19 protein-coding genes are annotated in these 26,412 nt (G+C 70.4%); 5 read left to right on the top strand and 14 right to left on the bottom strand.

What is annotated here, in order from left to right:
- The 9 genes from KAK07_RS15150 to KAK07_RS15110 form a co-directional block, all read right to left on the bottom strand.
- Positions 1–318, bottom strand: coding sequence for a DUF167 domain-containing protein (locus tag KAK07_RS15150; protein WP_210856873.1), 318 nt, complete (start codon positions 316–318; stop codon positions 1–3).
- A 94-nt stretch (positions 319–412) separates the two neighbouring features.
- Positions 413–919 (bottom strand): histone, encoded by a 507-nt coding sequence (locus tag KAK07_RS15145; protein WP_210856872.1) that lies wholly within the window; start codon positions 917–919, stop codon positions 413–415.
- Positions 920–1,144: 225 nt separating this feature from the next.
- Entirely contained in the window at positions 1,145–2,347 is a 1,203-nt protein-coding gene (locus tag KAK07_RS15140) for a ribonucleotide-diphosphate reductase subunit beta (RefSeq protein WP_210856871.1), read from the bottom strand.
- Positions 2,348–2,518: 171 nt separating this feature from the next.
- A complete protein-coding gene (locus tag KAK07_RS15135; RefSeq protein WP_210861601.1) occupies positions 2,519–5,434 on the bottom strand; it encodes a ribonucleoside-diphosphate reductase subunit alpha in 2,916 nt (971 codons plus the stop codon).
- Between the two features lie 513 nt (positions 5,435–5,947).
- Complete coding sequence (gene ampD / locus KAK07_RS15130) at positions 5,948–6,532, bottom strand: 1,6-anhydro-N-acetylmuramyl-L-alanine amidase AmpD (protein WP_210856869.1); 585 nt, start codon at positions 6,530–6,532, stop codon at positions 5,948–5,950.
- The gene (locus KAK07_RS15125; RefSeq protein WP_210856868.1) at positions 6,529–7,977 is read right to left on the bottom strand and encodes a sigma-54-dependent transcriptional regulator; all 1,449 of its coding nucleotides are present in this window, start codon (positions 7,975–7,977) and stop codon (positions 6,529–6,531) included. Before KAK07_RS15125 ends, ampD begins: the two co-directional genes overlap by 4 nt.
- Positions 7,974–9,803, bottom strand: coding sequence for a sensor histidine kinase (locus KAK07_RS25805; protein ID WP_210861599.1), 1,830 nt, complete (start codon positions 9,801–9,803; stop codon positions 7,974–7,976). Before KAK07_RS25805 ends, KAK07_RS15125 begins: the two co-directional genes overlap by 4 nt.
- Before the next feature lie 34 nt (positions 9,804–9,837).
- Positions 9,838–10,083 (bottom strand): PP0621 family protein, encoded by a 246-nt coding sequence (locus KAK07_RS15115; protein WP_210861597.1) that lies wholly within the window; start codon positions 10,081–10,083, stop codon positions 9,838–9,840.
- Complete coding sequence (locus tag KAK07_RS15110) at positions 10,080–10,877, bottom strand: cytochrome C assembly family protein (protein WP_210861595.1); 798 nt, start codon at positions 10,875–10,877, stop codon at positions 10,080–10,082. Before KAK07_RS15110 ends, KAK07_RS15115 begins: the two co-directional genes overlap by 4 nt.
- Positions 10,878–10,947: 70 nt before the next feature.
- On the opposite strand from KAK07_RS15110, the gene ffh reads away from it, so the two are divergent.
- Positions 10,948–12,336 (top strand): signal recognition particle protein, encoded by a 1,389-nt coding sequence (gene ffh, locus KAK07_RS15105; RefSeq protein WP_210856864.1) that lies wholly within the window; start codon positions 10,948–10,950, stop codon positions 12,334–12,336.
- 350 nt (positions 12,337–12,686) lie between these two features.
- Here the strand turns inward: ffh and KAK07_RS15100 are convergent, their stop codons facing one another.
- Positions 12,687–13,967: a solute carrier family 23 protein gene (locus KAK07_RS15100; RefSeq protein WP_210851796.1), complete on the bottom strand. Its 1,281-nt coding sequence runs from the start codon at positions 13,965–13,967 to the stop codon at positions 12,687–12,689.
- Between the two features lie 147 nt (positions 13,968–14,114).
- Here KAK07_RS15100 and KAK07_RS15095 point away from each other — a divergent pair, with 147 nt between their 5' ends.
- A complete protein-coding gene (locus KAK07_RS15095) occupies positions 14,115–16,247 on the top strand; it encodes a hybrid sensor histidine kinase/response regulator (RefSeq protein WP_210851795.1) in 2,133 nt (710 codons plus the stop codon).
- Here the strand turns inward: KAK07_RS15095 and KAK07_RS15090 are convergent.
- From KAK07_RS15090 to KAK07_RS15080, 3 genes are read right to left on the bottom strand one after another with little or no spacing between them, the layout of a single operon-like run.
- Complete coding sequence (locus KAK07_RS15090; RefSeq protein WP_210851794.1) at positions 16,235–17,932, bottom strand: ABC transporter ATP-binding protein; 1,698 nt, start codon at positions 17,930–17,932, stop codon at positions 16,235–16,237. The genes KAK07_RS15095 and KAK07_RS15090 overlap by 13 nt on opposite strands.
- On the bottom strand, positions 17,929–18,945 hold the full coding sequence (locus KAK07_RS15085; protein ID WP_210851793.1) for an ABC transporter permease: 1,017 nt from the start codon (positions 18,943–18,945) through the stop codon (positions 17,929–17,931). The genes KAK07_RS15090 and KAK07_RS15085 overlap by 4 nt, the downstream gene beginning before the upstream one ends.
- Entirely contained in the window at positions 18,942–19,880 is a 939-nt protein-coding gene (locus KAK07_RS15080; protein WP_210851792.1) for an ABC transporter permease, read from the bottom strand. Before KAK07_RS15080 ends, KAK07_RS15085 begins: the two co-directional genes overlap by 4 nt.
- A 116-nt stretch (positions 19,881–19,996) precedes the next feature.
- Between KAK07_RS15080 and KAK07_RS15075 the strand changes: the two genes are divergently transcribed.
- From KAK07_RS15075 to KAK07_RS15065, 3 genes are read left to right on the top strand one after another with little or no spacing between them, the layout of a single operon-like run.
- Positions 19,997–21,799: an ABC transporter substrate-binding protein gene (locus KAK07_RS15075; RefSeq protein WP_210851791.1), complete on the top strand. Its 1,803-nt coding sequence runs from the start codon at positions 19,997–19,999 to the stop codon at positions 21,797–21,799.
- 9 nt (positions 21,800–21,808) lie between these two features.
- Positions 21,809–23,614 carry an ABC transporter substrate-binding protein gene (locus tag KAK07_RS15070; protein ID WP_210851790.1) on the top strand — a complete coding sequence of 602 codons (1,806 nt, stop codon included), beginning with the start codon at positions 21,809–21,811 and terminating at the stop codon, positions 23,612–23,614.
- Entirely contained in the window at positions 23,586–25,427 is a 1,842-nt protein-coding gene (locus KAK07_RS15065) for an ABC transporter substrate-binding protein (RefSeq protein WP_247664381.1), read from the top strand. Before KAK07_RS15070 ends, KAK07_RS15065 begins: the two co-directional genes overlap by 29 nt.
- Positions 25,428–25,431: 4 nt before the next feature.
- On the opposite strand, the gene KAK07_RS15060 is transcribed toward KAK07_RS15065, so the two are convergent.
- Entirely contained in the window at positions 25,432–26,349 is a 918-nt protein-coding gene (locus KAK07_RS15060) for a LysR substrate-binding domain-containing protein (RefSeq protein WP_210861587.1), read from the bottom strand.
- Between the last annotated feature and the right edge of the window lie 63 nt (positions 26,350–26,412).

Genomic DNA, 26,412 nt, shown 5'->3' with positions numbered 1-26,412 from the left:
TCAGGCGCTGCCCAGGCAGCGCACCAGCCACGCCTGAACGTCGGTCAGCGGCAGGTCGATCTCGAGCTGCTTGCTGCGCGAGGCCGGCCCGCGCTTGAGGCGCACCGCGCGCCGCGGCAGGCCCAGCTCGGCGGCCACCCAGGCCACCAGCGTGTCATTGGCCTTGCCATCCACCGGTGGCGCGGCCAGGCGCACGCGCAGCGCGCCATCGTGCAGACCCACCGCCTCGGTCTTCTTCGCGTTGGGCACGACCGAGGCATCAAGCAGGCAGCGCGTCGCGCCATCGGCGCGGGCACAGGGCCAGGGATCAGGGCTCATGGCGCGCAGGCGTTCACTCGGACAGCAGGCAGAAAAAAGCCCGGCCGGGGCCGGGCTGCGATCGTCGGGCCGCGGTCATCCGCGGCCGTCAGACTCAGGGCTTGTTGCCCGTCGGGAACGGCCAGGCGGCCGCCGGGCTCAGCGCGGTTTTCGCCGCAGGCGCAGGCGCAGGCGCAGCAGCAGGGGCAGGCGCAGCGGCCTTCTTGGCCGCCTTCTTCGCCGCCGGCTTCTTCGCCGCAGGCTTGGCAGCGGCCTTCTTCGGCGCGGCCTTCTTGGCAGCAGCGGCCTTCTTCGGCGCGGCAGCCTTCTTCGGGGCAGCAGCCTTCTTCGGGGCCGCGGCCTTCTTCGCCGGAGCGGCCTTCTTCGCCGGAGCAGCCTTCTTGGCCGGAGCGGCCTTCTTCGCCGGAGCGGCCTTCTTGGCCGGTGCCGCCTTCTTCGGGGCAGCCTTCTTCGCCGGAGCGGCCTTCTTGGCCGGTGCCGCCTTCTTCGGGGCAGCGGCCTTCTTCGCCGGAGCAGCCTTCTTCGCAGCGGCCTTCTTCGGGGCGGCGGCCTTCTTCGGGGCGGCAGCCTTCTTCGGGGCGGCCTTCTTCGCAGTTGCCATATCAAACTCCTTGATCAAGTTGCAAGAACACCGGACCGCTCGATACAGCCCGGCGATTCACCGACCGGAGGTGGGGAGGTGGCTGAACCACCGACCGTCCCCCGTACCGATGAATGGGGTTTGGCACGGACAGCTGCTTCGCTTGGCAGCCTGATCCCGCGCCGGGAATCTCGATCCATCACCTGCTGGAGCCCGGGACTGCGGCCACCGAAGGCCGCATGCCACTCAGTCCCAGCTCAGCGCACCACCGGATTGGTATTCGATGACGCGCGTCTCAAAGAAATTGCGCTCCTTCTTCAGGTCGATCATTTCGCTCATCCAGGGGAACGGGTTTTCCTCGTTCGGGAAGAGCGGCTCCAGGCCGATCTGCGTGGCCCGCCGGTTGGCGATGTAGCGCAGGTAGCCCTTGAACATCGAGGCGTTCAGGCCCAGCACGCCACGCGGCATGGTGTCCTCGGCGTAGCGGTACTCGAGCTCGACGGCCTTCTCGAACAGGGCGCGGATCTCGGCCTTGAACTCGGGCGTCCACAGCTGCGGGTTCTCGAGCTTGATCTGGTTGATCAGGTCGATGCCGAAGTTGCAGTGCATCGACTCGTCGCGCAGGATGTACTGGTACTGCTCGGCCGCGCCGGTCATCTTGTTCTGCCGACCCAGTGCCAGGATCTGCGTGAAGCCGACGTAGAAGAACAGGCCTTCCATCAGACAGGCGAAGACGATGATCGAGCGCAGCAGCGTCTGATCGGCTTCGAGCGTGCCGGTCTTGAAGTTCGGGTCCATGATCGCGTCGATGAACGGGATCAGGAACTCGTCCTTCTCGCGGATGGACGCGACTTCGTGGTACGCGTTGAAGATCTCGCCCTCGTCCAGACCCAGCGACTCGACGATGTACTGGTAGGCGTGGGTGTGGATCGCCTCTTCGAAGGCCTGGCGCAGCAGGAACTGGCGCGCCTCGGGGGCCGTGATGTGGCGGTAGGTGCCCAGCACGATGTTGTTGGCGGCCAGCGAATCGGCGGTGACGAAGAAGCCGAGGTTGCGCTTGATGATGCGGCGCTCGTCTTCGGTCAGGCCGTTGGGGTCCTTCCAGGTCGCGATGTCACGCGACATGTTCACCTCTTGCGGCATCCAGTGGTTGGCACAGGTGGCGAGGTACTTCTCCCAGGCCCACTTGTACTTGAACGGCACCAGCTGATTGACATCGGTCTGGCCGTTGATGATGCGCTTCTCGGCCACGTTGACGCGGCGCTCGCTGCGCGCGACCACCGACGAGGCCGCCGAGGGTTCGCCGTGCAGCGCCGCAGTGGCCGTGACCGCGGGGGCTTGAACAGAAGGAGAGGAGACCGCGGCCCGCGCGCTGCCGAGAGCTTGTTCGGGCGCGGTGCGAGGGACAGGTGTCGGGACGGTGCGAGAGTCGTCTTCCCAGACCAGCATGTGCGTGTTTCCTATGGGTGCGAATTATCGGAGTGTTGTGTTCAAACACCAAGCACTTATTGACATCGTCGCGACATCGTTGTTGCCGATGTGCATCGTGCTCGGTGTCTGTTCACGCGATGCGCTGCATCGCGATGCGTGCATCGACGCAGTCGATGCACGCACGCATGGTCACTGACAGGCCTCGCAGGTCGGATCGTCGACGCCGCAGAACTTGATGTCGGTGGCCGGCGATGCATCGGCCGCGAGCATGGCCTGCGCCTGCTGCGCTGCCGCCTCGAGCGCGGAGAGTCCGCCCACGCCGCCACTGCTGGGCACGGCGTTGAGCGCACCGGCGCTGATGGTCGACTTCTCGGCGTGCGTGGCCGCCATCGTGCGCAGGTAGTAGGTGGTCTTCAGACCGCGCACCCAGGCCAGCTTGTAGGTGTCGTCGAGCTTCTTGCCCGACGCACCAGCGATGTAGATGTTCAGCGACTGGGCCTGGTCGATCCACTTCTGGCGGCGCGACGCAGCCTCGACGAGCCAGTGCGCCTCGACCTCGAAGGCGGTGGCATAGAGCGACTTCAGCTCCTCGGGCACGCGGTCGATGCGGCGCAGCGAACCGTCATAGTGCTTGAGGTCCATCACCATCACCGAGTCCCACAGGCCCAGCTTCTTCAGGTCGCGCACCAGGTACTCGTTGACCACGGTGAACTCGCCCGACAGGTTGGACTTGACCGACAGGTTGCCGAAGGCCGGCTCGATCGAGGCGTCGACACCGATGATGTTGGAGATGGTGGCGGTGGGGGCGATCGCCACGCAGTTGCTGTTGCGCATGCCGTGGGCGGCGATGCGCTGGCGCAGTGCGTCCCAGTCCATCGTCATGCTGCGGTCGACATCGACGTAGCCGCCGCGCTGCTCGGCCAGCAGGTCCAGCGAGTCGATCGGCAGGATGCCGCGGTCCCACAGCGAGCCGCGGTAGCTGCTGTAGCGACCCCGCTCGGCGGCCAGCTCGGTCGAGGCCCAGTAGGCGTAGTAGCAGACCGCTTCCATCGAGCGGTCGGCGAACTCCACCGCCGCCTGGCTGGCGTAGGGCGTGCGCAGCTGGTAGAGCGCGTCCTGGAAGCCCATGATGCCCAGGCCCACCGGGCGGTGGCGCAGGTTGGCGTCACGCGCCTTCTTGACCGCGTAGTAGTTGATGTCGATGACGTTGTCGAGCATGCGCATCGCCACGCTGATCGTCTTCTTCAGCTTCTCGTGGTCGATCTGGCCGTCCTTCAGGTGCTGCGCCAGGTTGACCGAGCCGAGGTTGCACACCGCGATCTCGTCGTCGCCGGTGTTCAGCGTGATCTCGGTGCACAGGTTGGACGAATGCACCACGCCCACGTGCTGCTGCGGCGAGCGCACGTTGCAGGCGTCCTTGAAGGTGATCCAGGGATGACCGGTCTCGAACAGCATCGAGAGCATCTTGCGCCACAGGTCCTTGGCCGGCATGCGCTTGAAGAGCTTGATCTCGCCGCGGTCGACCTTGGCCTCGTAGGCGGTGTAGGCGCGTTCGAACTCGACACCGACCAGGTCATGCAGGTCGGGGCAGGTGCTGGGGCTGAACAGGGTCCAGTCGCCGCCCTCGATGACGCGCTTCATGAACAGGTCCGGAATCCAGTTCGCGGTGTTCATGTCGTGGGTGCGGCGGCGGTCGTCGCCGGTGTTCTTGCGCAGCTCCAGGAACTCTTCCAGGTCCAGGTGCCAGGTCTCCAGGTAGGCGCAGACCGCGCCCTTGCGCTTGCCGCCCTGGTTGACCGCCACCGCGGTGTCGTTGACCACCTTCAGGAAGGGCACGACACCCTGGCTCTTGCCGTTGGTGCCCTTGATGTAGGAGCCCAGCGCGCGCACATTGGTCCAGTCGTTGCCCAGGCCGCCGGCGAACTTGGACAGCAGCGCGTTCTCCTTCAGCGCCTCGTAGATGCCGTCCAGGTCATCGGCCACGGTGGTCAGGTAGCAGCTGCTGAGCTGCGAGCGGCGGGTGCCGGCGTTGAACAGCGTGGGCGTGCTCGACATGAAGTCGAAGCTGGAGAGCACCTGGTAGAACTCGATGGCGCGGGCTTCGCGGTCGATCTCGCCCAGCGCCAGGCCCATGGCCACGCGCATGAAGAAGGCCTGCGGCATCTCGATGCGCTGCTCGTCGATGTGCAGGAAGTAGCGGTCGAACAGGGTCTGCAGGCCCAGGTAGTCGAACTGCAGGTCGCGGCTGGCGTCCAGCGCGGCACCCAGCTTGGCCAGGTCGTACTGCAGCAGCTTGTCGTCCAGCAGTTCGGCCTGCACGCCCTTCTTGATGAACTTGGGGAAGTACTCGGCGTAGCGGGTGGCCATCTCGGCCTGGGTGACTTCCTCGCCCAGGATCTCACGGCGGATGGTGTGCATCAGCAGGCGCGCGGTGGCCCGGGTGTAGGCGGGCTCCTGCTCGATCAGCGTGCGGGCGGCCAGGATCGCGGCCTTGTAGACCTCGTCGATCGGCACGCCGTCATACAGGTTGCGGCGGGTCTCGGCCAGGATGGGCTCGGGGCGCACATCGGCGCCCAGGCCGGCACAGGCGGATTCGACCAGCGACTGCAGTGCGGCCTCGTCCAGCGGCACGCGCTGGCCCTTGTCGGTGACGCTGAGCTGGTGCGAGATCGCGGCCTCGGCCACCTGGCCCTGCTTCAGGCGCTCCTGCGAGCGGCGCTCACGGTAGAGCACATAGGCGCGCGCCACTTCGTGGTGGCCACCGCGCATCAGGCCCAGCTCGACCTGGTCCTGCACGTCCTCGATGTGGAAGGTGCCGCCGCCCGGGCGCGAGCGCAGCAGGCCGCGCACCACCAGCTCGGTCAGGCCGTCCACCGTCTCGCGCACGCTGGCCGAGGCGGCGCCCTGGGTGCCATGCACCGCCAGGAAGGCCTTCATCAGCGCGATCGCGATCTTGTTGGGCTCGAACGAGACCACCGCGCCGTTGCGGCGGATGATCTGGTAGCCCTGGTAGGCGCTGGCGGCGGCCTGGCTGCTGGTGGCGGCAGGCGTGGCCAGGCGCGCGGCGGCGCCGGTGTCGGTCAGGCTGGACGGGACAGCTTGCATGGATTCCCCTCAGTTGGATGTGTCGGTGTGGAGGGCGCGAGGTCGCGCTTGGAAGGAGCCGTTGGGAGGCCGCCGGCGAGGCCGCCAATCGCTCAGGTCGGTGACCCGAGGCGTCGGTGCCGGCGTCTCATCGTCGTCGAAGGCCACGGGCGCCCGCAGGGGGCGGCGCGCTGTCCTGTGGGGCCCCCGGGCGACGTGCGCGGCACGCGGCGACAGGGTGGACAGGCAGGGCGAGGTGGCTCATCGACGTTTGGCTAGAGGCCGAAGGTTAGCACAAGCAGACACTATATCTGGGGCCCCAGAGCACCTCAAGCACTACCGATAGCGTGCTTCCTCGCCCTTGACGACGGCCGCGAAATGCCCTTGCGATCGCCGCATCCGGGTGCTCACACCGCGCATCGGCGTCTCGCGCGCACCGTCTGCGGTGCAGCGCTCACGCAGCCAGTCCCGGCGCGGCCTGCACCGCGAAATGCGGCGCCGAGCCTTGCGTCACGCGGGTCTGCGACGGCCGCGTCAAGCCTGGCCAAGGATCTCCGGCGCAACCTGCGCGCGGCAGCCCGCCAGGCTTGCGTTCAGGCGGACCCAGTCGAAGCCCGGACCCGGGTCCGCCTTGCGGCCCGGCGCCACATGTTCATGGCCGACCACGTCGGCAATCGGGTGATGCCGCGCCAAAGTCCTGATCAAGGTCGCCAGAACCGTGTACTGGTACGTTTCGAAACACTCTCCTTCGAGGCCCTCGAGCTCGATGCCGATCGACCAGTCGTTGCAGTTCTCGCGCCCACGCCAGCTCGATCGGCCGGCATGCCAGGCGCGCTCGGTGGTGGCCACGAACTGCAGCAACTCACCGTCGCGCCGCAGCAGGAAGTGCGCCGACACCTGCAGGCCGCGCAGCGCGTCGAAATACGGGTGGGCGTCGCAGTCCAGGCGGTTGGTGAACAGGCGCTCGATCGCATCGCCGCCGTACTGTCCCGGCGGCAGGCTGATCGAGTGCAGCACCAGCAGGCTCGGGGCGACCTCGGCCGGCCGGGGTCCGAAGTTGGGTGAGTCGACGCGGCGCGCCCCGCCCCACCAGCCGTCCCGCCAGCGGCCGGCGCTCACCGCTCGCCGGCCTCGTCGCCCGAGGCGCCTTCGGAGATGCCCAGCCGGGCCATGCGGTAGCGCATCTGCCGCAGCGACAGGCCCAGGCGCGCGCCGGCCGCGGTGCGGTTGAAGCCGTGCTGGTGCAGCGCGCGCTCGAGGATGCGCCGCTCGACCTCGTCCAGATGGCGCGCCAAGTCGCTGGGCAGCGACTCATCGTGGGTGGCCGCAGCCGCGGCGGCGCCCGGGGGCAGGCTGGCCTCGGCCTCGTCGTCCAGCAGCGAGCGGCCCACCAGCTGCTCGGGCAGGCCCAGGTCCTGCGGCGTGATCTCGTCACCGGCCGACAGCGCCACCGCGCGGTGCAGCAGGTTCTCCAGCTCGCGCACATTGCCCGGGAAGGCGTAGCTGGCCAGGCGCTCACGCGCCGCCAGCGCCAGCACCGGAGGCGGGCTGACGCCGGCCTCGTTGGCGATGCGCTCGAGCAGCACGTCGCAGATCAGCACCAGGTCCTCCATGCGCTCGCGCAGCGGCGGCACCGGGATGCGGATCACGTTCAGCCGGTAGAACAGGTCCTGCCGGAAGCGGCCCTGCGCCACCTCCTGCGCCAGGTCCTTGTGGGTGGCGCTGACCAGGCGCACATTGGTGGGTTGCTCGGCGGTGGCGCCCACCGGCCGCACCGCGCGCTCCTGGATCACGCGCAGCAGCTTGCTCTGCATCGCCAGCGGCAGGTCACCGATCTCGTCCAGGAACAGCGTGCCGCCTGCAGCCGCCTGGAAGAAGCCTTCGCGGTCTTCGGTGGCGCCGGTGAAGGCGCCCTTGCGGTAGCCGAAGAATTCGGCCTCCAGCAGGGCCTCGGGGATGGCGCCGCAGTTGACCGCGACAAAGGGCCCGGCAGCGCGCGCGCTGACCTCGTGGATGCCGCGGGCCACCAGCTCCTTGCCGGTGCCCGACTCGCCGTGGACCAGCACCGGCGCCATGCTGCGCGCCACCTTCTCGACCAGTTCGCGCACCTGCTGCATGCCGCTGGAGCGGCCTGCCAGGCGATGCAGCGGCCCGCCGCGCGACGGCGCCGCCCCGGCGGCGGTGGGCGCGACGCGACCCATGGCCGAGGCCACGACGGTGCGGAACTGCCGCAGGTCCACCGGCTTGGTGAGGTAGTCGAAGGCGCCCACCTTCAGGGCCTCGACCGCGTTCTCGGCCGAGCCGAAGGCGGTGACGACGATCGCCTTCTCGTTGCGCCGTTGCTTGTCCAGCCAGCGCAGCAGGTCCATGCCGCTGCCGTCGGGCAGGCGCATGTCGGTGATCACCAGGCGGAAGGTCGACTGGGTCAGCGCCTCCAGGGCCTCGGCCACGGTGGACGCGGTCTCAACGCTGTGGCCTTCGCGCAGCAGTGTCAGTTCGTAGAGGGTCAGCAGGTCCGGCTCGTCGTCGACCACCAGCACCCGCCCGGCAGCGGCATCGTTCATAGGTAGAGGCGGCCGCCGGCATCGATCGGCGCGCTGCGCATCACCACCTGGAACACATTGGCGTGGCGGTCACCGGCGCGGCGCAGGTAGTCGATGCTGGCGCCGTGGCGCTCGCAGAGTTCGCGGCAAATATACAGGCCCAGCCCGGTGCCGCGGCTGCGTGTGCTGTGGAAGGGTTCGAACAGGTGCGCCTCGACCTCGGGGGCGATCGGCTCGCCATCGCTGGCCACGCTGATGCGCACCAGCGCGTCGCCCAGCGGCTCCAGGCTCAGGCGCACCGCGCCGGGCTCGCGGCTGGCGTGGCGCAGCGCGTTCTCCAGCAGGTTGATCAGCACGCGGCGCAGGTGGTCGGAATCGAACATGCCGCCCATCGGCTCACCCGGCAGGCGCACCTGCAGCCGGCTGTCGCTGCCCAGCACCACGCCGGCGGTGCGCGCCCATTCGCCACAGATGGCGGCCACCTCGGCGCACAGGTCGATCACGCGCGAGGGCACCGGCGCCGACGGCGCCACCTCCATGACGTCATCGACGATGCGCTTGAGGCGCTCGACGTTGTCGCTGACGATGCGCGCCAGGCGCTGCTGGTCGGGCGGCAGGTTGTCCTCCTGCAGCAGCGCATTGGCCTGCGAGATCGCCGCCAGCGGGTTGCGGATCTCGTGCGCAATGCCGGCCGAGATGCGGCCCATGGCCACCAGGCGCTCCTGGCGCTGGCGCGCCAGCACGTTCTTCAGCTCCTCGACGAAGAGCACCGCCAGCACTTCCTCGGAGCCCCCATGGCCGTCGCCGGCGCGGCGGGTGAAACGCGCGCGCACCCGCACCGAGCGCGGCGACTCGCGGTCGAAGGCCAGCGTCAGGTCCATGCCGCCGGCCGGCCACTGGCCGTTCTCGTAGGCCGATTCGATCGCCCCCAGCAGCGGCAGCCAGCCCCGCTGGCCGTGCAGCGAGAACGGCGCGCGCGGGCAGCGGTCGCCCTCGGCCAGCAGGGCCCGCGCAGCCGGGTTGGCCGCGCGCACGCCGCCGCGGCCGTCGACCACCAGCACGCCATCGGCCATCTCGTCGATCACCAGGCGGTTCAGCTCGGCCTGCTGCAGCGCCAGCGACAGGTTGTGGCGCGCCGAACGTTCCTGGCGCGCCAGCCGGGTGGCCAGTTCGCCCGCCAGGATGACGATCATGAACAGGCCGATGCCCACCAGGCCCGCCTGCGACAGCAGCCCCGGCAGTTCCCCGACCGGCGCCTTCAGCGCCGTGGCCGCCAGCAGACCCAGCGCGGCCAGCGCGGCCGTGGCCAGCGCCGTGGTGCGGCTGCTGAGAATGCCCGACATCAGCGCGGGCAGCACCAGCAGCGCCGCGTGGCTGAGACTGCCGACCGGCGCCAGCCAGTGCATCGCGCCGAAGGCCGCCAGGTCCCAGGCCACCGTGGCCCACCACAGCCAGCGGTTGTTGACCACATGGGTCAGGCTGCGCACGCGCGAGCGCAGCCATTGCCAGCACAGCGCCGCCTCCAGCAGGTTGGCCAGCACCAGCACCAGCGGCAGGTAGCGCAAGGAGCCGTTGTCGATCACCGCGATCTGCGTGAGCAGCAGCGCCACGCCAATCACCACGCGGGCCGCGGTGTAGCTGCGCAGCACCCGCAGGCGCGTGCCGGCCTGCTGCAGATCGGCGCCCGCGCCAGGATCGCCGGCCTGGGCCAGACCGCTGAGCTGGCTGCTGTCGCCGAAACCCGGCCCGAAGCCCGTCAGCCCATCCTCGGCCAGGTCCGGGCCCAGGCCCAGCGCGCCCAGGCGCGAGTCGTCGCGGTTGACCGGCGCGCTGCGCGAACGGCTCACCACGCGCTCCCGGGCCGGCCGGGCGGCCAAGCGGTCATGGGCGCGGGCCCAGGTGGCGGTGCTCGGCACCGCAGAAGGCGCGGCCTTGCTCGTCGCGCCAGGCCTCGCCCACCGGCAGCATCAGGCCGCAATGCGCGCAGGCGCACATCGGCGTGGGCGCCGGCGCCTGCGTCGGCGCGGCGGGCGCGGGGGGCGGCACCGGCCGCGCCGAGCGCTTCTGGCGCGACAACCACCATTTCAGCGCGATCACCAGGACCGCCAGTGTCAGCAGGAACTTCATGTCACCGGGCGGTGCAGCAGCACCTCCAGCACGAAGCGCGAGCCCACGTAGGCCAGCAGCAACAGCAGCGTGCCAGCATACAGCCAGCGCGTGGCCTGGCGGCCGCGCCAGCCGCGCCACAGGCGCCCGGCGATCAGGGCCGCGAAGGTGGCCCAGCCCAGCAGCGACAGCACGGTCTTGTGGTCGCGCCAGCTCCAGTTCGGCGAGGCCAGGCCCAGCACCAGAGCCAGCGTCAGCACGACGAAGCCCGCCTCGACGAAGCGGAAGGTCAAGCGCTCCAGCTTCAGCAGCGGCAGCCCCAACGCCGTGGCCGGCCCCGGGCCCTTGCCGCGCAGGCGCTGGTCGGCCGAGTCCAGCATCAGTGCATGCAGCACCGCCGCGCCGAACAGGCCATAAGAGGTCAGGCCCAGCACCCAGTGCAGCGGGGCCCAGCGCGAGTGGGCCACGGCGCGCACCTCGCCCGGAAACAGCCAGGCCAGCGCCACGGCGGCCACACCACCCCAGGCCAGCAGGCGACGCAACTGACCCACCGGCATCAGCCGGCTCTCGATGCCATGCACCAGCAGCACCAGCCACAGCGTGAACGACAGCACCGGCGCAAAGCCCAGCCGCAGGCCGCCATGGCTGCCCTGGAAGTCCGCCCCGGCCAGCAGCATCAGGCCGTGCAGCAGCCAGGCCGCCATCAGGGCCTGGGCCGGCCAGCGCTGGCCCTCGGCCGCGGGCAGGCTGGCGACCACGTAGGCCAGCACGGCGGGCAGCGCCAGCCAGGTCGCGGAGGCGGCAGATAAAATCATGGGCAGAGTGTACCGGCGCCCCCGCACGCCCGACGCACGGTCTGTCACCTTCGCGGAGCGCTTGCTGCCCATGGCTTCCACCCTCACCGATCGCCTGTCGCACCTGGTCAAGACCATGCGCGGCCAGGCCCGCATCACCGAATCCAACGTGCAGGACATGCTGCGCGAGGTGCGCATGGCCCTGCTCGAGGCCGACGTCGCGCTCCCGGTGGTGCGCGACTTCATCGCCCGCGTCAAGGACAAGGCCCTCGGCCAGGAGGTGGTGGGCTCGCTCAACCCCGGCCAGGTGCTGGTGTCCATCGTCCAGAAGGAACTCGCCGCGACGATGGGCGAGGGCATCTCGGACATCAACCTCGCCGCCCAGCCCCCCGCGGTGATCCTGATGGCCGGTCTGCAAGGCGCCGGCAAGACCACCACCACCGCCAAGCTGGCCAAGCACCTGATCGAGCGGCGCAAGAAGAAGGTGCTGACTGTCTCGGCCGACGTCTACCGCCCCGCCGCCATCGAGCAGCTCAAGACGGTGACCAAGCAGGCGGGCGCCGAGTGGTTCCCGTCCGCCCCCGATCAGAAGCCGCGTGACATCGCGCTGGCCGCGCTGGACCACGCCAAGCGCCACTACTTCGATGTGCTGCTGGTCGACACCGCCGGCCGGCTGGCGATCGACGAGGCGCTGATGGCCGAGATCCGCGAGCTGCACGCGACGATCCACCCGGTCGAGACACTGTTCGTGGTCGATGCGATGCAGGGCCAGGACGCGGTCAACACCGCCCGCGCCTTCAAGGAGGCGCTGCCGCTGACCGGCGTGGTGCTGACCAAGCTCGATGGCGATTCACGCGGCGGCGCGGCGCTGTCGGTGCGCCAGGTCACCGGCGCGCCGATCAAGTTCGCCGGCGTGTCCGAGAAGATCGACGGCCTGGAGGTCTTCGACGCCGAACGCCACGCCGGCCGCGTGCTGGGCATGGGCGACATCGTCGCGCTGGTCGAGGAGGTGACCAAGGGCGTCGACATCGCCGCCGCCCAGAAGCTGGCCGAGAAGGTCAAGTCCGGCAGTGGCTTCGACCTGAACGACTTCCTGGCCCAGATCAGCCAGATGAAGAAGATGGGCGGCCTGGGCAACCTGATGGACAAGCTGCCCACCCAGATGGCCGCCAAGGCCGGTCAGGCCGACCTGGACCGCGCCGAGCGCGACATGAAGCGCATGGAAGGCATCCTCAACGCGATGACCGCCAAGGAGCGCCGCCAGCCTGCGCTGCTGATGGACGGCAAGTCCAAGGCCAGCCGCAAGCGCCGGATCGCCGCCGGTGCCGGCGTGCAGATCCAGGAGGTCAACCGCCTGCTCAACCAGTTCGACCAGATGCAGGGGATGATGAAGAAGATGAAGGGCGGCGGCCTGATGAAGATGATGAAGAAGCTCGGAGGCATGAAGGGCATGATGCCGCCGGGGTTCCCGGGCGCCTGACGCGTTCTTGGAGGTCGGCTGAATGCCCTGACCGGCCGTTGGGTCCACTGCTGCGGTGCGGCGCGGCGGCCGAGGGGGAGTTCGCTTGTCCTCATGTCCCCCGGCCTGCGGCCTCCTCCTTGACTTCGGCCAAGCGAACTCCCCCTCACCCGCTGCCAACGTTTCCGCGCCGCTCGCGCGAGCAGTCCCAAAACGCTGCCTAGCGAGGTGGGGGAAAGGGGTCGAACGAAGTCAAGGAGGAGGCCGCAGGCCGGGGGACATGAGAGAGACCCCTTGCCCCCACCTCGCCCACGCCACCTCCGCGGGCAATGAATGCCGTGGGCAGTGAGAGGTCGGCAACGGGAGCGCGCTCAGCCCCGCTTCTTCAGCAGCAGGTGCAGCAGGATCGCCCCGAAGGTGGCGGTACCGATGCCACCCAGCGCGAAGCCGCCGAACTTCAGCGTGTAGTCGCCGGTGCCCAGCACCAGCGTGACGGCGGCGACGATCAGGTTGGCGTTGTCGGAGAAGTCGACCTTGTTGTCGACCCAGATCTTGGCGCCGGCCACGGCGATCAGGCCGAAGACGACGATCGACACGCCGCCCATCACCGCCAGCGGGATGGCCTGGATCAGCGCGCCGAACTTGGGGCTGAAGCCCAGCACGATGGCGATCAGCGCGGCCACCACGAACATCGCGGTGGAGTAGATCTTGGTGGCGGCCATCACGCCGATGTTCTCGGCATAGGTGGTCACGCCGGTGCCCCCGGCGCTGCCCGAGACCATGGTGGCGATGCCATCGCCCAGGAAGGCGCGGCCCATGTAGCGGTCCAGGTCCTGGCCGGTCATGGCGCTGACCGCCTTCACGTGGCCCAGGTTCTCGGCGACCAGGATGATCGCCACCGGGGCGATCAGCAGCATCGCACCGGCGTCGAAGACCGGCGCGGCAAAAGCCGGGGCGCCAAACCAGGCGGCGCTGGCGACGGCGCTGAAGTCCATCGGCTTGCCCAGGCCCAGGCCGTTGGTCAGGACCGCGTAGATCACGCTGGCGATGATCAGGCCCACCAGGATCAGCAGGCGCTGCAGCATGCCGCTGGTGCGCACCGCCACCAGGCCCACGCACAGGAAGGTGATGGCCTGCATCCACTTGTCGAAGTCGGTGGGCGCCATGTTCTTGATCGGCACGCCTGCCAGGTTCAGGCCGATCACCGCCACCACCGCACCGGTCACCACCGGCGGCATCAGTGACTCGATCCACCGGGTGCCGATCACCTGCACCAGCAGGCCAATCAATGCGTAGACCGCGCCGCAGGCGATGATGCCGCCCAGCGCCACGCCGATGTTGGCGTTGGCGCCCGAGCCGCCGTAGCCGCTGGCGGCAATCACCACGCCGATGAAGGCGAAGCTCGAGCCCAGGTAGCTGGGCACCCGGCCGCCCACCACGGCGAAGAAGATCAGCGTGCCGATGCCCGACATCAGGATCGCCACGTTCGGGTTGAAGCCCATCAGCAGCGGCGCCAGCACCGTGGCACCGAACATCGCGATCACGTGCTGCACGCCCATCGCGGCGGTGGCTGGCCAGGGCAGGCGTTCATCGGGGGCGACGACGCGACCGGCTTCGGCCGGCACTTCGCGCCAGGTGGGGATCAGGCTCATCGGGACTCCTCGGGTAGGGATGTTCTGTGGGCACCGTCCGCGCCAGGGGTGTGCGGCCGGACGGGCCGCCGCAGTGTAGTGCCGTGCGCGCACACCCCTGATTCGAGGCTGTGCGGATGCGCCACCGTGTGCGACCATCGCGGCCTCATGACCAAGCGCCCGCAGGATTCCGGGGCGACAGCGGCTCCGGTCAACACCACTGCGCTGTTCGAGCGTCTGTCGCGTCCGCAGACCGATCTGCTGGGCGTGCGGGTGCTGCGCAGCGTGCTGCTGACGATCGCGCTGGTGGTGGGCGTGGGCGTGCTGCTGACGCTGGTCCTGGGCAATCCCTTCGGCCTGGCGGTGCCGCGGCTGGCGATGTCGCTGGTCCTGCTGGCCTTCGTCGGCGTGTCCGAGTGGCTCAGCCGGCGCCAGCACCAGCGGGCGGCCGCCTGGGTGCTGGCCCTGGGCGCCACGCTGGCCCTGGAGGGCGCCGGCTTCGGCACCCGCCTGGGGCTGAATGCCGTGGCGGTGTCCGGCATGGCGCTGCTGATCACGCTGATCGGCGCCGTGCTGACGCTGCGCAGCGCGCTGGTGCTGGCGGGGATCCATCTGGTCTCGCTGGGCACCATGGCCTGGATGCACAGCCACGGCATCTGGCTGCTCGACCTGGGGCCGCGCGCGCCCTCGGACGTGCTGCTGTCGCACCTGCTGCTGACCGGCGCCAGCGTGGCCGGCGCCGCCATCGCGTCGAAGCTGGTGGCAGGCACACTGGGCCGTGCGCTCTCCGAGAACCGCCGCACCGCGGAGCTGCTGCGCATCAGCTCCGACTGGACCTATGTGCTCAATGCCAAGGGCCGGCTGGTCGACATCTCGCCCTCCTTCGAGTCGCACACCGGGCTGCGGGTGGATGACTTCCTGAATCTGGACGAGCCGGGCCGCCCGCGCCTGCGCGACGATGTCGGTGCCCGGCAGCTGCGCGAGGCGCTGCAGGCCCAGCGGGCGTTTCGCAACCAGCGCCTCATCTTCGACCTGCCGGGCGGCGGCTGGCTGGCGGTGCAGGGCAATGGCGAGCCGCTGTATGACGAAGACGGCCGCTTCCTGGGCTGGTGGGGCGCGTCGCGCAACGTGACCGCGCAGGTCGAGGTGGAACTCGCCCTGGCCGAGGCGCGCAGCCGCGCCGAAGCGGCCAACGAGGCCAAGAGCGCCTTCCTGGCGACGATGAGCCACGAGATCCGCACGCCGATCAACGGCGTGCTGGGCCTGGCCCGCCTGGTGCGCCGCCTGCCTGCCGACCAGACCGAGCGCCGCGAGGAACTGCTGGACCTGCTGTCGGGCGCCGCCACCGAGCTGTCCGACCTGGTCAACGACGTGCTGGACCTTTCACGGCTGGAAGCCGGCAAGCTCAGCCTGCGCCCGGCCACGATTGACCTGCACCGCCTGGCCGAGTCCTGCCTGCGCGCGCCGGCCACGCTGGGCCGCGAGCGCGGTCTGACGCTGACGCTGCAGATCGCACCCGACGTGCCCCGCCATGTGGTCACCGACCCGCTGCGCCTGCGCCAGATCCTGGACAACCTGCTGGGCAACGCGCTGAAGTTCACCGACCGCGGCGAGATCGTGCTGGCGCTGCGGCTGGCCGCGCCGGACCGCCTGGCGATGGAGGTGCGCGACAGCGGCATCGGCGTCGCCCCCGAGATGCGTGCCCGGCTGTTCCAGCCCTTCGAGCAGGCCGATGCCACCCGCCGCCGGCGCCACGGCGGCAGCGGCCTGGGCCTGTCGATCTGCGCCGAGATCGCACGGCTGATGGGCGGGCGCATCGAACACCAGGATGCCGACGGCGGCGGCAGCCGCTTCATCGTCGAGCTGCCGCTGGAGCTGCCGGCGCAGCTGCCCGCGGTGCCGGCCGAGCCCGCCCCGCACGAGCCTCTGCGCGGCCTGCGCGTGCTGCTGGTCGAGGACAACACCGTCAACATGATGGTCGCCTCGGCGCTGCTGGCCGAGCAGGGTGCCGAGGTGCTGGAGGCGGCCGACGGCGAACAGGCGCTGGCGCTGGCGCGCCAGCACGGCGCGGCGATTCATGCAGTGCTGATGGACCTGCACATGCCCGGCATGGACGGCTTCGAGACCACCGACGCGCTGCGAGCGCTGCCCGGCGCACCGGCCTGGCCGGTGCTGGCGCTGTCGGCCAGCGTGCTCAGCGCCGAGCGCGAGCGCGCCCGCGCGCACGGCATGGCCGACTTCCTGGTCAAGCCGATCGAGACCGAGGAATTGGTGCGCGCACTCAAGCGCTACGCCGTCTGAGCGCTCCAGCCCCGGGGCACCGCGCCGATCAGCCGGCGCGTGTAGTCCTCGCGCGGGGCGTGCAGGATCTGCTCCACGCGGTCGTGCTCGACCACGCGGCCGTCCTTCATCACCATCACCTCGTCGCTGATGAAGCGCACCACCGCCAGGTCGTGGCTGATGAAGACATAGGCCAGGCCCAGCTCGTCCTGCAGGTCGCGCAGCAGGTTCAGCACCTGGGCCTGCACCGACACATCCAGCGCGCTGACCGCCTCGTCGAGCACCAGCACCTCGGGATCGAGCGTCAGGCAGCGGGCGATCGCGATGCGCTGGCGCTGGCCGCCCGAAAACTCGTGCGGGTACTTGCCGAAGGCCTCGGCGCCCAGCCCCACCTTGGTCAGCAGCGCCAGCGCGCGGGCTTCGCGCTCGGTGGCGTCGGCGCCGATGCCGTGCAGGGCCATCGGTTCGACCAGCGCCTGACCCACGGTGAAGCGCGGGTTCAGTGACGCATACGGGTTCTGGAAGACGATCTGGATGCGCCGGCGCATCGCCAGGCGCTCGGCATCGCCCAGGGTCAGCAGGTTGCGGCCGTCGAAGATCACCTCGCCGGCGGTGGGCTCGTGCAGCCGCAGCAGGGTCAGGCCCATCGTCGTCTTGCCCGAGCCCGACTCGCCCACCACGCCCAGCGTGTGGCCGCGGCGCAGACGGAAGTTGACGTCCTGCACCGCCTTGAACTCGCGCTGGCCGAACAGGCCCTGGCGCAGGAAGAAGCTCTTGGCCAGCGCCTTGACCTCCAGCACCACCGGCGCTGTCGGGTCCTTGGGTGCGGCGCTCTGGCGCGGCAGCCGGCCGGCGATGTGGTCGTCGATCACCGGCAGGCGCGCGGCGTTGTCCTCCAGGCTGGGCCGGCAGGCCAGCAGGGCGCGGGTGTACGGGTCCCGGGGCTGGCCGAACAACTCGGCTGCCGAGCCGCGCTCGCGCACCGTGCCGTGGCGCATCACCACCACCTCGTCGGCAATCTCGCCGACCAGGCCCAGGTCGTGGCTGATGAACAGCATCGCCAGACCGTGCTGGGCTTTCAGCCGGGCCAGCAACTCGATGATCTGGCGCTGCACCGTCACGTCCAGCGCGGTGGTCGGCTCGTCGGCGATCAGCAGGCGCGGCTCGCAGGCCAGCGCCATGGCGATCATCACGCGCTGCTGCTGGCCGCCCGAGAGCTCATGCGGGTAGGCCGACAGGCGTCGCCGCGGCTCGGGGATGCCCACCTCGGCCAGCAGCTCCTCGGCGCGCGCCAGTGCCGCGCGGGCCGACAGGCCCAGGTGCAGGCGCAGCGGTTCGACCAGCTGGTCGCCGATCGTGAAGACCGGGTTCAGCGAGCTCATCGGGTCCTGGAAGACGCAGGCCACCTCGCGGCCGCGCAGCGCACGCAGGCGTGCCGGCGGCGCCTGCAGCAGGTCCTCGCCCTGCCACAGGATGCGGCCGCTGCACTCGGCGTTGTCGGGCAGCAGGCGCACGATGGACATGGCCGTGACGCTCTTGCCCGAGCCCGACTCGCCCACCAGCGCCACCGTGCGGTGGGCCGGCACGTCGAAGCTCACCGTCTGACCGTCGCGCCCCACGGCCTGGGCATGGCGCTGCACGCCAGCCTCGCGGCCCATGCGAAAGCGCACCGCCAGGTCCTGCACGCTCAGCAGCAGGTCACTCATTCCAGTCCCCTCAGCTTCGGATCCAGCGCGTCGCGCCAGGCGTCGGCCATCAGCGAGAAGGCGGTGACGAAGACCGCCATGAAGGCGGTGGCCGCCGCCAGTTGCCACCAGTAGCCCAGGATCAGCTCGCTCTGCGCATCGGCCAGCATCGTGCCCCAGCTGACCTGGTCCACCGGCACGCCCAGGCCCAGGTAGCTCAGGATCACCTCGCTCTTGATGAAGCCCACGACCAGCAGGCTCATGCGCACCAGCACCACATGGCTGACGTTGGGCAGGATGTGGCGGAACATGCGCACGCCGTGGCCGGCGCCGATGGCCTCGGCGGCGCGCACGTACTCGCGGCTGCGGTGCTTCATGAACTCGGCGCGCACCTGGCGGTACAGCCCGGTCCAGCCCACCAGGCCCAGGATCAGCACCACCGTGCCGATGCCGCGCCCGAACACCGCCGCGAAGGCGAAGATCAGCAGGATGTCGGGGATGGCGGTGAAGACGTTGTAGACCCACTCCAGGAAGTCGCCGATCTTGCCGCCGAAGTAGCCCGACAGCGCGCCCAGCAGCGTGCCGATCAGCGTGGCCAGCAGCGCCGCCAGCACCCCCACGAAGACCGAGATCTCGGTGCCCTTGATCGCCTTGGACAGCACGTCGCGGCCCAGGCGATCACCCCCCAGCGGCAGGGTCTCGGCGCGCGGCGTCTCGGTGCTGCGGTAGCGCTTGGCGGCCTCGGCCCATTCGGCGTAGCGCGGCGCCAGCGGGTCGATGTCGCTCAAGTCGACATTGGGTCCCTTGGGCTGCTCGACGGCCCCCGTGGCCTGCGCCGCACGTGGCCCCAGGAAGCCGGGCGGCGCATTGGGCACGCCCACCTCGGTCTGCCAGTCGGCGGCCACCAGGCGCAGCGCCGCCGCGGCGATCAGCGCCAGGAAGGCCAGCACCACCACCATCGAGACCAGGCCCACCCGGTCGGCCTTGAAACGCCGCCAGCCGGCCTGCCAGACGCCTTCGGAGTGCGCGCTCATTTCAGCACCACCCGCGGATCCACCGCCTTGTAGAGCAGGTCGGTGGCCAGGTTGATCAGCATCGTCAGCATCGCCAGGTAGACGGTGGCCGCCTGGATCACCGGGTAATCGCTGCGGTTGACGGCCAGCAGCACCTCGCGGCCCAGGCCGGGAATGGAGAAGAAGACCTCGATCAGGAAGGAGCCCACGAAGATGCCCGGCAGCGCCAGGCCCACGTTGGTGAGGATCGGGATCATCGCGTTGCGCAGCACATGCTTGAACAGCACGCGGCGCTCGCCCAGGCCCTTGGCGCGCGCGGTGCGCACATAGTCCTGGCCCAGCTCATCCAGGAAGAAGCTGCGGTACAGCCGGGTCTGCGGCGCCACACCCACCATCACCGCCAGCAGCACCGGCAGCGGCGCGTAGCGCAGCAGGTTGGTCAGCGTGGAGTCGCTCCAGCCCTGCACCGGGAACCAGCCCAGCTGGAAGGCGAAGACGTACTGGCCAACGATCACGTAGACCAGGAAGGAGATCGACAGCGCCACCGTGGTGATCACCATCAGCGCGCGGTCGGTCAGCGAGCCGCGCACATAGGCCACGCCCAGCGCGATCGGCACAGCCAGCAGGGTGTCGAGCAGCAGGATCGGGCCCATCACCGTCAGCGTGGCCGGCAGCCGCGTGGCGAACAGGTGCGCCACCGATTCCTGCGTGGCCCAGCTGCGCCCCCAGTCGAAGGTGGCGATCTGCTTCAGGAAGATGCCCAGCTGCACCCACCAGGGCTGGTTCAGGCCCAGCTGCTCGCGGATCGCCTCGACCTGCTCCGGCGTGGCGTTCAGGCCGCCCAGGATCTCGGCCGGGTCGCCGCCGAAGAACTTGAACAGCACGAAGACCAGGGTCACCACGCCCAGCAGCGTGGGCACCATCTGCCACAGTCGTCTCAACAGGTAGGCGGCCATGAACTCCTCTTGCGCCAGCCGGGGAATCGGCGCAGTGTAGTGGCGCCCAGGCCGTCGCCAAGGCCATGGCTAACCCGACCGGACGCGCCGCGCGGGCATCGGCACAATCGGGCCCGATGCTGCGCCTGCTCGCCCTCTTCCCGCTTGTGCTGCTGGCCGCGCTGGCCGGCCCGGCCCGGGCCGCCGAGCCGGCGCGCGTGCTGCACTACGCCTTCCCGATTGCCGAGACCGGCTTCGACCCGGCGCAGGTCTCCGACCTGTACTCGCGCACCGTGGTGGCCAACATCGTCGAGTCGCCGCTGACCTACGACTTCCTGGCCCGGCCAGCCCGGCTGAAGCCGCAGACCGCCGAGGCCCTGCCGGTGCCCAGCGACAACTTCCGCACCTGGACGCTGCGCATCCGCCCGGGCATCTACTTCGCCGACGACCCGGCGTTCAAGGGCCAGCGGCGCGAGCTGGTGGCCCAGGACTATGTCTACACCATCAAGCGGCTGTACGACCCGGCGCTGAAGAGCCCGGTGGTCTCGCAGCTCGAGAACGCCCGGCTGCTGGGCCTGTCCGAGCTGAAGCGCCAGGCGCTGAAGGACAAGACGCCCTTCCCCTACGACCAGGAGGTCGAGGGTGTGCGCGCGCTCGACCGCTACACGCTGCAGTTCCGCCTGGCCGCGCCGGCGCCGCGCTTTGCCTATGTGCTGGCCGACGGCGCGATGCTGGGCGCGGTGGCGCGCGAGGTGGTCGAGCACTACGGTGACCAGATCATGGCCCACCCGGTGGGCACCGGGCCCTTCCGCCTGGCCGCCTGGAAGCGCTCCTCGAAGATCGTGCTCGAGCGCAACCCCGGCTTTCGCGAGCAGCACTATGACGAACAGGCCAGCCCCGGCGACGCCGAGGGCGAGGCCATGGCCCGCCGCCTGGCCGGCCGGCGGCTGCCGATGCTCGACCGGGTGGAGATCTCGATCGTCGAGGAATCGCAGCCGCGGCTGCTGGGCTTCCTGAACGCCGAGCACGACTTCCTGGACCGTCTGCCGCCCGAGCTCTCGCCGATGGCCGCCCCCGGCGGACAGCTGGCGCCGCACCTGGCGAAGAAAGGCGTGCAGCTGCAGCGCATGCTGGGGGCCGACATCGGCTACAGCTACTTCGGCATGGAGAACCCGGTGGTGGGCGGCTATGCGCCGGCCCAGGTGGCGCTGCGCCGGGCGATCGCGCTGGCCTACGACACCCAGGCCGAGAACGTCCAGGTGCGCAAGGGCCAGGCGGTGGCCGCGCAGTCCATCGTGCCGCCGCACACCACCAGCTACGACCCCGCCTTCAAGAGCGAGATGAGCGACCAGGACCTGGCCCGCGCCCAGGCCCTGCTGGATCTGCACGGCTGGATCGACCGCAACGGCGATGGCTGGCGCGACCGCCCCGATGGCCAGCCGCTGACGATCGAGTACGCCACCCAGCCCGACCAGGCCTCGCGCGTGCTCACCGAGATCTGGCAGCGGGCCTTTGATGCACTGCGCATCCGCGTGCAGTTCAAGCCGGCCAAATGGCCCGAGAACTTGAAGGCCTCGCGCGCCGGCAAGCTGATGATGTGGGGCGTGGCCTGGAGCGCCACCACCCCCGACGCCAGCTACATGCTCGACCTGATGTACGGCCCCAGCAAGGGCCAGGCCAACCATGCGCGCTTCAACCTGCCCGAGGTCAACCAGCTGTTCGAACGCCAGGCGGTGCTGCCCGACGGGCCCGAGCGCCAGGCGCTGATCGACCGCATCAAGCGCCTGGGCGTGGCCTACATGCCCTACAAGATCAACCACCACCGGCTGCACACCGACCTGCTGCAGCCCTGGGTGGACGGCTACCGGCGCCACCCGTTCATGCGCGAGTTCTGGCGCTACCTGGATGTCGACCCGGCGCGCCAGGCGGCCCGTCACTGAGGAGAGCGGATGCGATCACGCCGTGAACTGCTGCAGGCCGGGGCCGCGCTGGGCCTGCTGCCCTCGGCCACCCGGGCCGCCACGGCCCCGACGGCGGAGCGGGTGCTGCGCTACGCGTTCCGGGTCGCCGAGACCGGCATGGACCCGGTGCGGGTCAACGACATCTACTCGCGCACCCTCACCGCCCACCTCTTCGAGGGCCTCTACGCCTACGACCACCTGGCCCGGCCGGCGAAGTTCCGCCCGCTGACCGCGGCGGCCATGCCCGAGGTGGCCGACGATTTCCGCCGCTGGACGGTGCGGCTGCGTCCGGGGATCCTGTTCGCCGACGATCCCGCCTTCGGCGGCCGTCCCCGCGAGCTGGTGGCCGAGGACTATGTCTACTCGATCAAGCGCTACGCCGATCCGCAGCTCAAGAGCCCCAACTGGGGCTATGTCGACAGCTACCAGCTGCTGGGCCTGGCCGCGCTGCGCCAGCGCGCCCAGGGCGGCCAGGCCTTCGACTACGACACCCCGATCGAGGGCCTGCGCGCGCTGGACCGCTACACGCTGCAGTTCCGCCTGGCCGAGCCGCGGCCGCGCTTCATCGAGTTCCTGGCCGTCAGCGACCTGATGGGGGCGCTGGCCCGCGAGGTGGTCGAGCGCTACGGCGAGCGCCTGCCCGAGCACCCGGTGGGCACCGGCCCCTTCGTGCTGCAGCAGTGGCGCCGCGCCTCGCGCGTGGTGCTGGTGCGCAACCCGCAGTACCGTGAGCGCGTCTACGACGCCGAGCCCGCCCCGGACGATGCCGAAGGCCAGGCCCTGCTGGCGCGCTTCAAGGGGCGCCGGTTGCCGATGATCGACCGGGTCGAGGTGTCGATCGTCGAGGAGTCGCAGCCGCGCTGGCTGGCCTTTCTCAATGGCCAGCACAACTTCATCGAGCAGGTGCCGGCGGACTTCGTCGAGCAGGCCCTGCCCGGCGGCCGGCTGGCGCCCTACCTGGCGCAGCAGGGCGTGAAGGCCTGGCGCAACCTGCGCGCCGACATGAGCATGGTCTTCTTCAACCTGGAGGACCCGGTGGTCGGCGGCTACACGCCCGAGCGGGTGGCCCTGCGGCGGGCCATCGGGCTGGGGCTGGATGTCGGGCGCGAGATCCGCGTCGTGCACCGCGGCCAGGCCCGGGTGGCGCACGCCCCGATCGCGCCGCACACCGGCGCCTTCGACCCGGCCCTCAGCACCGAGATGGGCCAGTACGACCCGGCGCGTGCGCGCGCGCTGCTGGACCTCTACGGCTGGACCGACCGCAATGGCGACGGCTGGCGCGAGCGGCCCGACGGCAGCCCGCTGACCCTGGTCTGGAGCATCGAGGACAACCAGCGCGCGCGCCAGCTCTCCGAGCTGTGGCTGCGTGACCTGAAGTCGCTGGGCCTGCGCGTGGAGTTCAAGATCGGCAAGTGGCCCGAGCTGCTGAAGGCGGCGCGTGCCGGCAGCTTCCAGATGTGGCATGTCGGCAGCATGTCGGCCGCGCCCGACAGCCAGGGCGCGCTGCAGCGCTACGACGGCAGCCAGGTCGGCGGCCAGAACATGGCGCGCTTCAAGCGCCCCGAGTTCGACGCGATCTACCAGCGCCTGTCGGCCCTGCCCGACGGCCCCGAGCGCGACGCGCTGTTCCGCGAAGCGGTGCGCCTGACCGTGGCCTGGATGCCCTACAAGGTGCGCTGGCATTCGTACATCACCGACCTGGCCCACGCACCGGTGCATGGCTACCGCCGGCCGCTGTTCTGGCAGGAGTGGTGGCACATGGTCGATGTCGACCCCACGCCCGCCGGCACCTGAGCTGGCGATGGGCGGCCCCCGCACCGACCGCCGACACTGGCTGCAGACCGCGGCCGGCCTGGCGCTGGCGCCGGCCTGGGCGGCGCGCGCCCAGGCCGCGCCAGGCGAGAAGGTGCTGCGCATCGCCTTCGCCAATGCCGAGACGGGCTTCGACCCCACGCAGGTCAACGACATCTACTCGCGCGGCGTCACCTCGCACATCTTCGAGGCGCTCTACGCCTTCGACCACCTGGCCCGGCCGGCGCGCATCAAGCCATTGACCGCGGCGGGCATGCCCGAGGTGTCCGACGACTTCCGCACCTGGACCTTCCGCGTGCGCCCGGGCATCTTCTTCGCCGACGACCCGGCCTTCGGCGGGCGGCGGCGAGAGCTGGTGGCCGAGGACTACGTCTTCGCGATCAAGCGCTACGCCGACCCGAAGCTGAAGAGCCCGCTGTGGGGCTACACCGACAGCTACGGCCTGCTGGGCCTGGCCGAGGCGCGCCAGCGCGCGATCGATGGCAAGCGGCCCTTTGACTACGACACGCCGATCGAGGGCCTGCGCGCGCTGGACCGCAGCACGCTGCAGATCCGCCTGCGCGAGCCGCGGCCGCGTTTCCTCGACTTCCTGGCGGCCTCCGACCTGTACGGCGCGGTGGCGCGCGAGGTGGTGGAGCACTACGGCGACACCGTCACCGAACACCCGGTGGGCACCGGCCCCTTCATGCTGGCACAGTGGCGCCGCGCCTCGCGCATCGTGCTGGTGCGCAACCCGCAGTACCGCGAGCGCGTCTACGACGCCGAGCCCGCCGCCGCCGATGCCGAAGGCCAGGCCCTGCTGGCGCGCTTCAAGGGCCGGCGGCTGCCGATGGTCGACCGCGTCGAGATCGACATCGTCGAGGAGGCGCAGCCGCGCTGGCTGGCCTTCCTGAACGGCGAGCACGACCTGATCGACCGCGTGCCGGCCGAGTTCATCAGCCAGGCGGTGGTGGGCAGCGAGCTGGCGCCGCATCTGCGCAAGCGCGGCCTGCAAGGCCGGCGCACCCTCAGCGCCGACTACTTCGCCACCTTCTTCAACATGGAGGATCCGCTGGTGGGCGGTTATTCGCCCGACAAGGTGGCACTGCGCCGGGCGATCGCGCTGGGCATGGACATCGAGCGCGAGATCCGCATCGTCCACCGCGGCCAGGGCCTGGCCTGCCAGTCGCCCTACTGCCCCCACAGCACCGCCTGGCGCCCCGACTACAAGAGCGAGATGGGTGACTTCGACCCCGCCCGCGCCCAGGCCCTGCTCGACCTGTACGGCTACGTCGACCGCGACGGCGACGGCTGGCGCGAGCAGCCCGACGGCAGCCCGCTGCGCATGGTCTGGTCGATCGAGTCCAACCAGCGCGCGCGGCAGATCTCGGAGCAGTACCTGCGCGACATGACGCGCCTGGGCCTGCGCCTGGAGTTCAAGGTGGGCAAGTGGCCCGAGCTGGTCAAGGCCGCCCGGGCCGGCCAGTTCCAGGTCTGGCACATCGGCAACCAGGCGGCCACGCCCGACAGCCTGGGCCAGCTCACCCGCTACGACAGCCGGCAGCTGGGCTCGCAGAATTTCGCCCGCTTCAAGCGCCCCGAGATGGACGCGCTGTTCGACCGCCTGGCGCGCCAGCCCGATGGCCCCGAGCGACTGGCCGGCTTTGCCGAAGCCGCCCGCATCGCCGCGGTGTGGATGCCCTACCGGGTGCGCTTCCACACCCTCCAGACCTGGCTGGCGCACGCGCCGGTGATCGGCTACCGCCCGCCACCCTTCTGGCAGGAGTGGTGGCACATGGTGGACGTGGTGCGCTGAACGCTCAGGGCGCCGCCGGGCCGGCCAGCCACTGGCGCAGGAACTGCACCGCCACCCGCACCTTGGCCGATTGCGCCGGCCGCTGCGGCGTCACCGCCCACACCGCCGCCGGCTGCTGCCAGGCGGGCAGCAGCGTCTGCAGGCGCCCGGCGCGCAGGTCCTCGGCCACGTCCCATTGCGAGCGCAGCACCACGCCGCGGCCCTCCAACGCCCACTGCAGCGCCACCTCGCCGTGGTTGGTCGACAGCGGACCGGTGACCTTGACGCTGGCGGTGGCGCCACCCGGTCCCTGCAGGCGCCAGACCCCGAAGGGATGGTCGCGCTCCTTGATCACCAGGCAGTCGTGCTGCGCCAGGTCCTGCGGCGTGCGCGGCTGGCCGGCGCGGGCCAGGTAGGCGGGCGCGGCACACAGCAGGCGGTGGTTGTCCTGCAGGCGGTGGGCCACCAGGTGCGGCGCGATCTCGTCGCCGATGCGCACATCCAGATCGAAACCCTCGGCGGCCGGGTCGACCAGGCGGTCCAGCACCTCGAAGCGCACCGATAGGCCGGGATGCTGCTGCACCAGTGCCGACAGCGCCGGCGCCACCACGCGCCGGCCAAAGCCCAGGCTCGAGCACACCCGCAACAGGCCGCGCGGCTCGCGCCGGCTGCTGCCGGCGGCCTGCACCAGCTGGTCCATCGCCTCCAGCACTTGCAGTGCGTGGCGGTAGACGTCCTCGCCCGCCTCGGTGACGGTCACGCGCCGCGTGGTGCGCGTCAGCAGCGGCGTGCCCAGCGCCTGCTCCAGCAACCGGATGCGCTTGCTGACATAGGCGGGCGAAACGCCCAGCTCGTGCGCGGCGGCGCTGAAACTGGCGCGGCGCGCGACCACGGTGAAGACGCGCAGGTCCTCGGTGGCTGGGGACGGAAGCGGCAGGTTCATGTGATTCGCACTATGCACGAATCATGAATTATCAATCCACAGTAAATCTATTGAAGTCCATTC

Origin of the sequence: Ideonella alba (assembly GCF_018069875.1) — a bacterium.
GTDB classification, from domain to species: Bacteria; Pseudomonadota; Gammaproteobacteria; order Burkholderiales; family Burkholderiaceae_C; genus Ideonella; species Ideonella alba.
The sequence above is the reverse complement of the archived record's forward strand: the minus strand, read 5'-3'. Positions and strand labels throughout refer to the sequence as shown.

Coding starts and splice junctions, on each gene's coding strand:
- KAK07_RS15150 (WP_210856873.1), bottom strand. CDS start 318: ATGAGCCCTGATCCCTGGCCCTGTGCCCGCGCCGATGGCGCGACGCGC.
- KAK07_RS15145 (WP_210856872.1), bottom strand. CDS start 919: ATGGCAACTGCGAAGAAGGCCGCCCCGAAGAAGGCTGCCGCCCCGAAG.
- KAK07_RS15140 (WP_210856871.1), bottom strand. CDS start 2,347: ATGCTGGTCTGGGAAGACGACTCTCGCACCGTCCCGACACCTGTCCCT.
- KAK07_RS15135 (WP_210861601.1), bottom strand. CDS start 5,434: ATGCAAGCTGTCCCGTCCAGCCTGACCGACACCGGCGCCGCCGCGCGC.
- KAK07_RS15125 (WP_210856868.1), bottom strand. CDS start 7,977: ATGAACGATGCCGCTGCCGGGCGGGTGCTGGTGGTCGACGACGAGCCG.
- KAK07_RS15115 (WP_210861597.1), bottom strand. CDS start 10,083: ATGAAGTTCCTGCTGACACTGGCGGTCCTGGTGATCGCGCTGAAATGG.
- KAK07_RS15110 (WP_210861595.1), bottom strand. CDS start 10,877: ATGATTTTATCTGCCGCCTCCGCGACCTGGCTGGCGCTGCCCGCCGTG.
- ffh (WP_210856864.1), top strand. CDS start 10,948: ATGGCTTCCACCCTCACCGATCGCCTGTCGCACCTGGTCAAGACCATG.
- KAK07_RS15100 (WP_210851796.1), bottom strand. CDS start 13,967: ATGAGCCTGATCCCCACCTGGCGCGAAGTGCCGGCCGAAGCCGGTCGC.
- KAK07_RS15095 (WP_210851795.1), top strand. CDS start 14,115: ATGACCAAGCGCCCGCAGGATTCCGGGGCGACAGCGGCTCCGGTCAAC.
- KAK07_RS15090 (WP_210851794.1), bottom strand. CDS start 17,932: ATGAGTGACCTGCTGCTGAGCGTGCAGGACCTGGCGGTGCGCTTTCGC.
- KAK07_RS15085 (WP_210851793.1), bottom strand. CDS start 18,945: ATGAGCGCGCACTCCGAAGGCGTCTGGCAGGCCGGCTGGCGGCGTTTC.
- KAK07_RS15080 (WP_210851792.1), bottom strand. CDS start 19,880: ATGGCCGCCTACCTGTTGAGACGACTGTGGCAGATGGTGCCCACGCTG.
- KAK07_RS15075 (WP_210851791.1), top strand. CDS start 19,997: ATGCTGCGCCTGCTCGCCCTCTTCCCGCTTGTGCTGCTGGCCGCGCTG.
- KAK07_RS15070 (WP_210851790.1), top strand. CDS start 21,809: ATGCGATCACGCCGTGAACTGCTGCAGGCCGGGGCCGCGCTGGGCCTG.
- KAK07_RS15065 (WP_247664381.1), top strand. CDS start 23,586: ATGTCGACCCCACGCCCGCCGGCACCTGAGCTGGCGATGGGCGGCCCC.
- KAK07_RS15060 (WP_210861587.1), bottom strand. CDS start 26,349: ATGAACCTGCCGCTTCCGTCCCCAGCCACCGAGGACCTGCGCGTCTTC.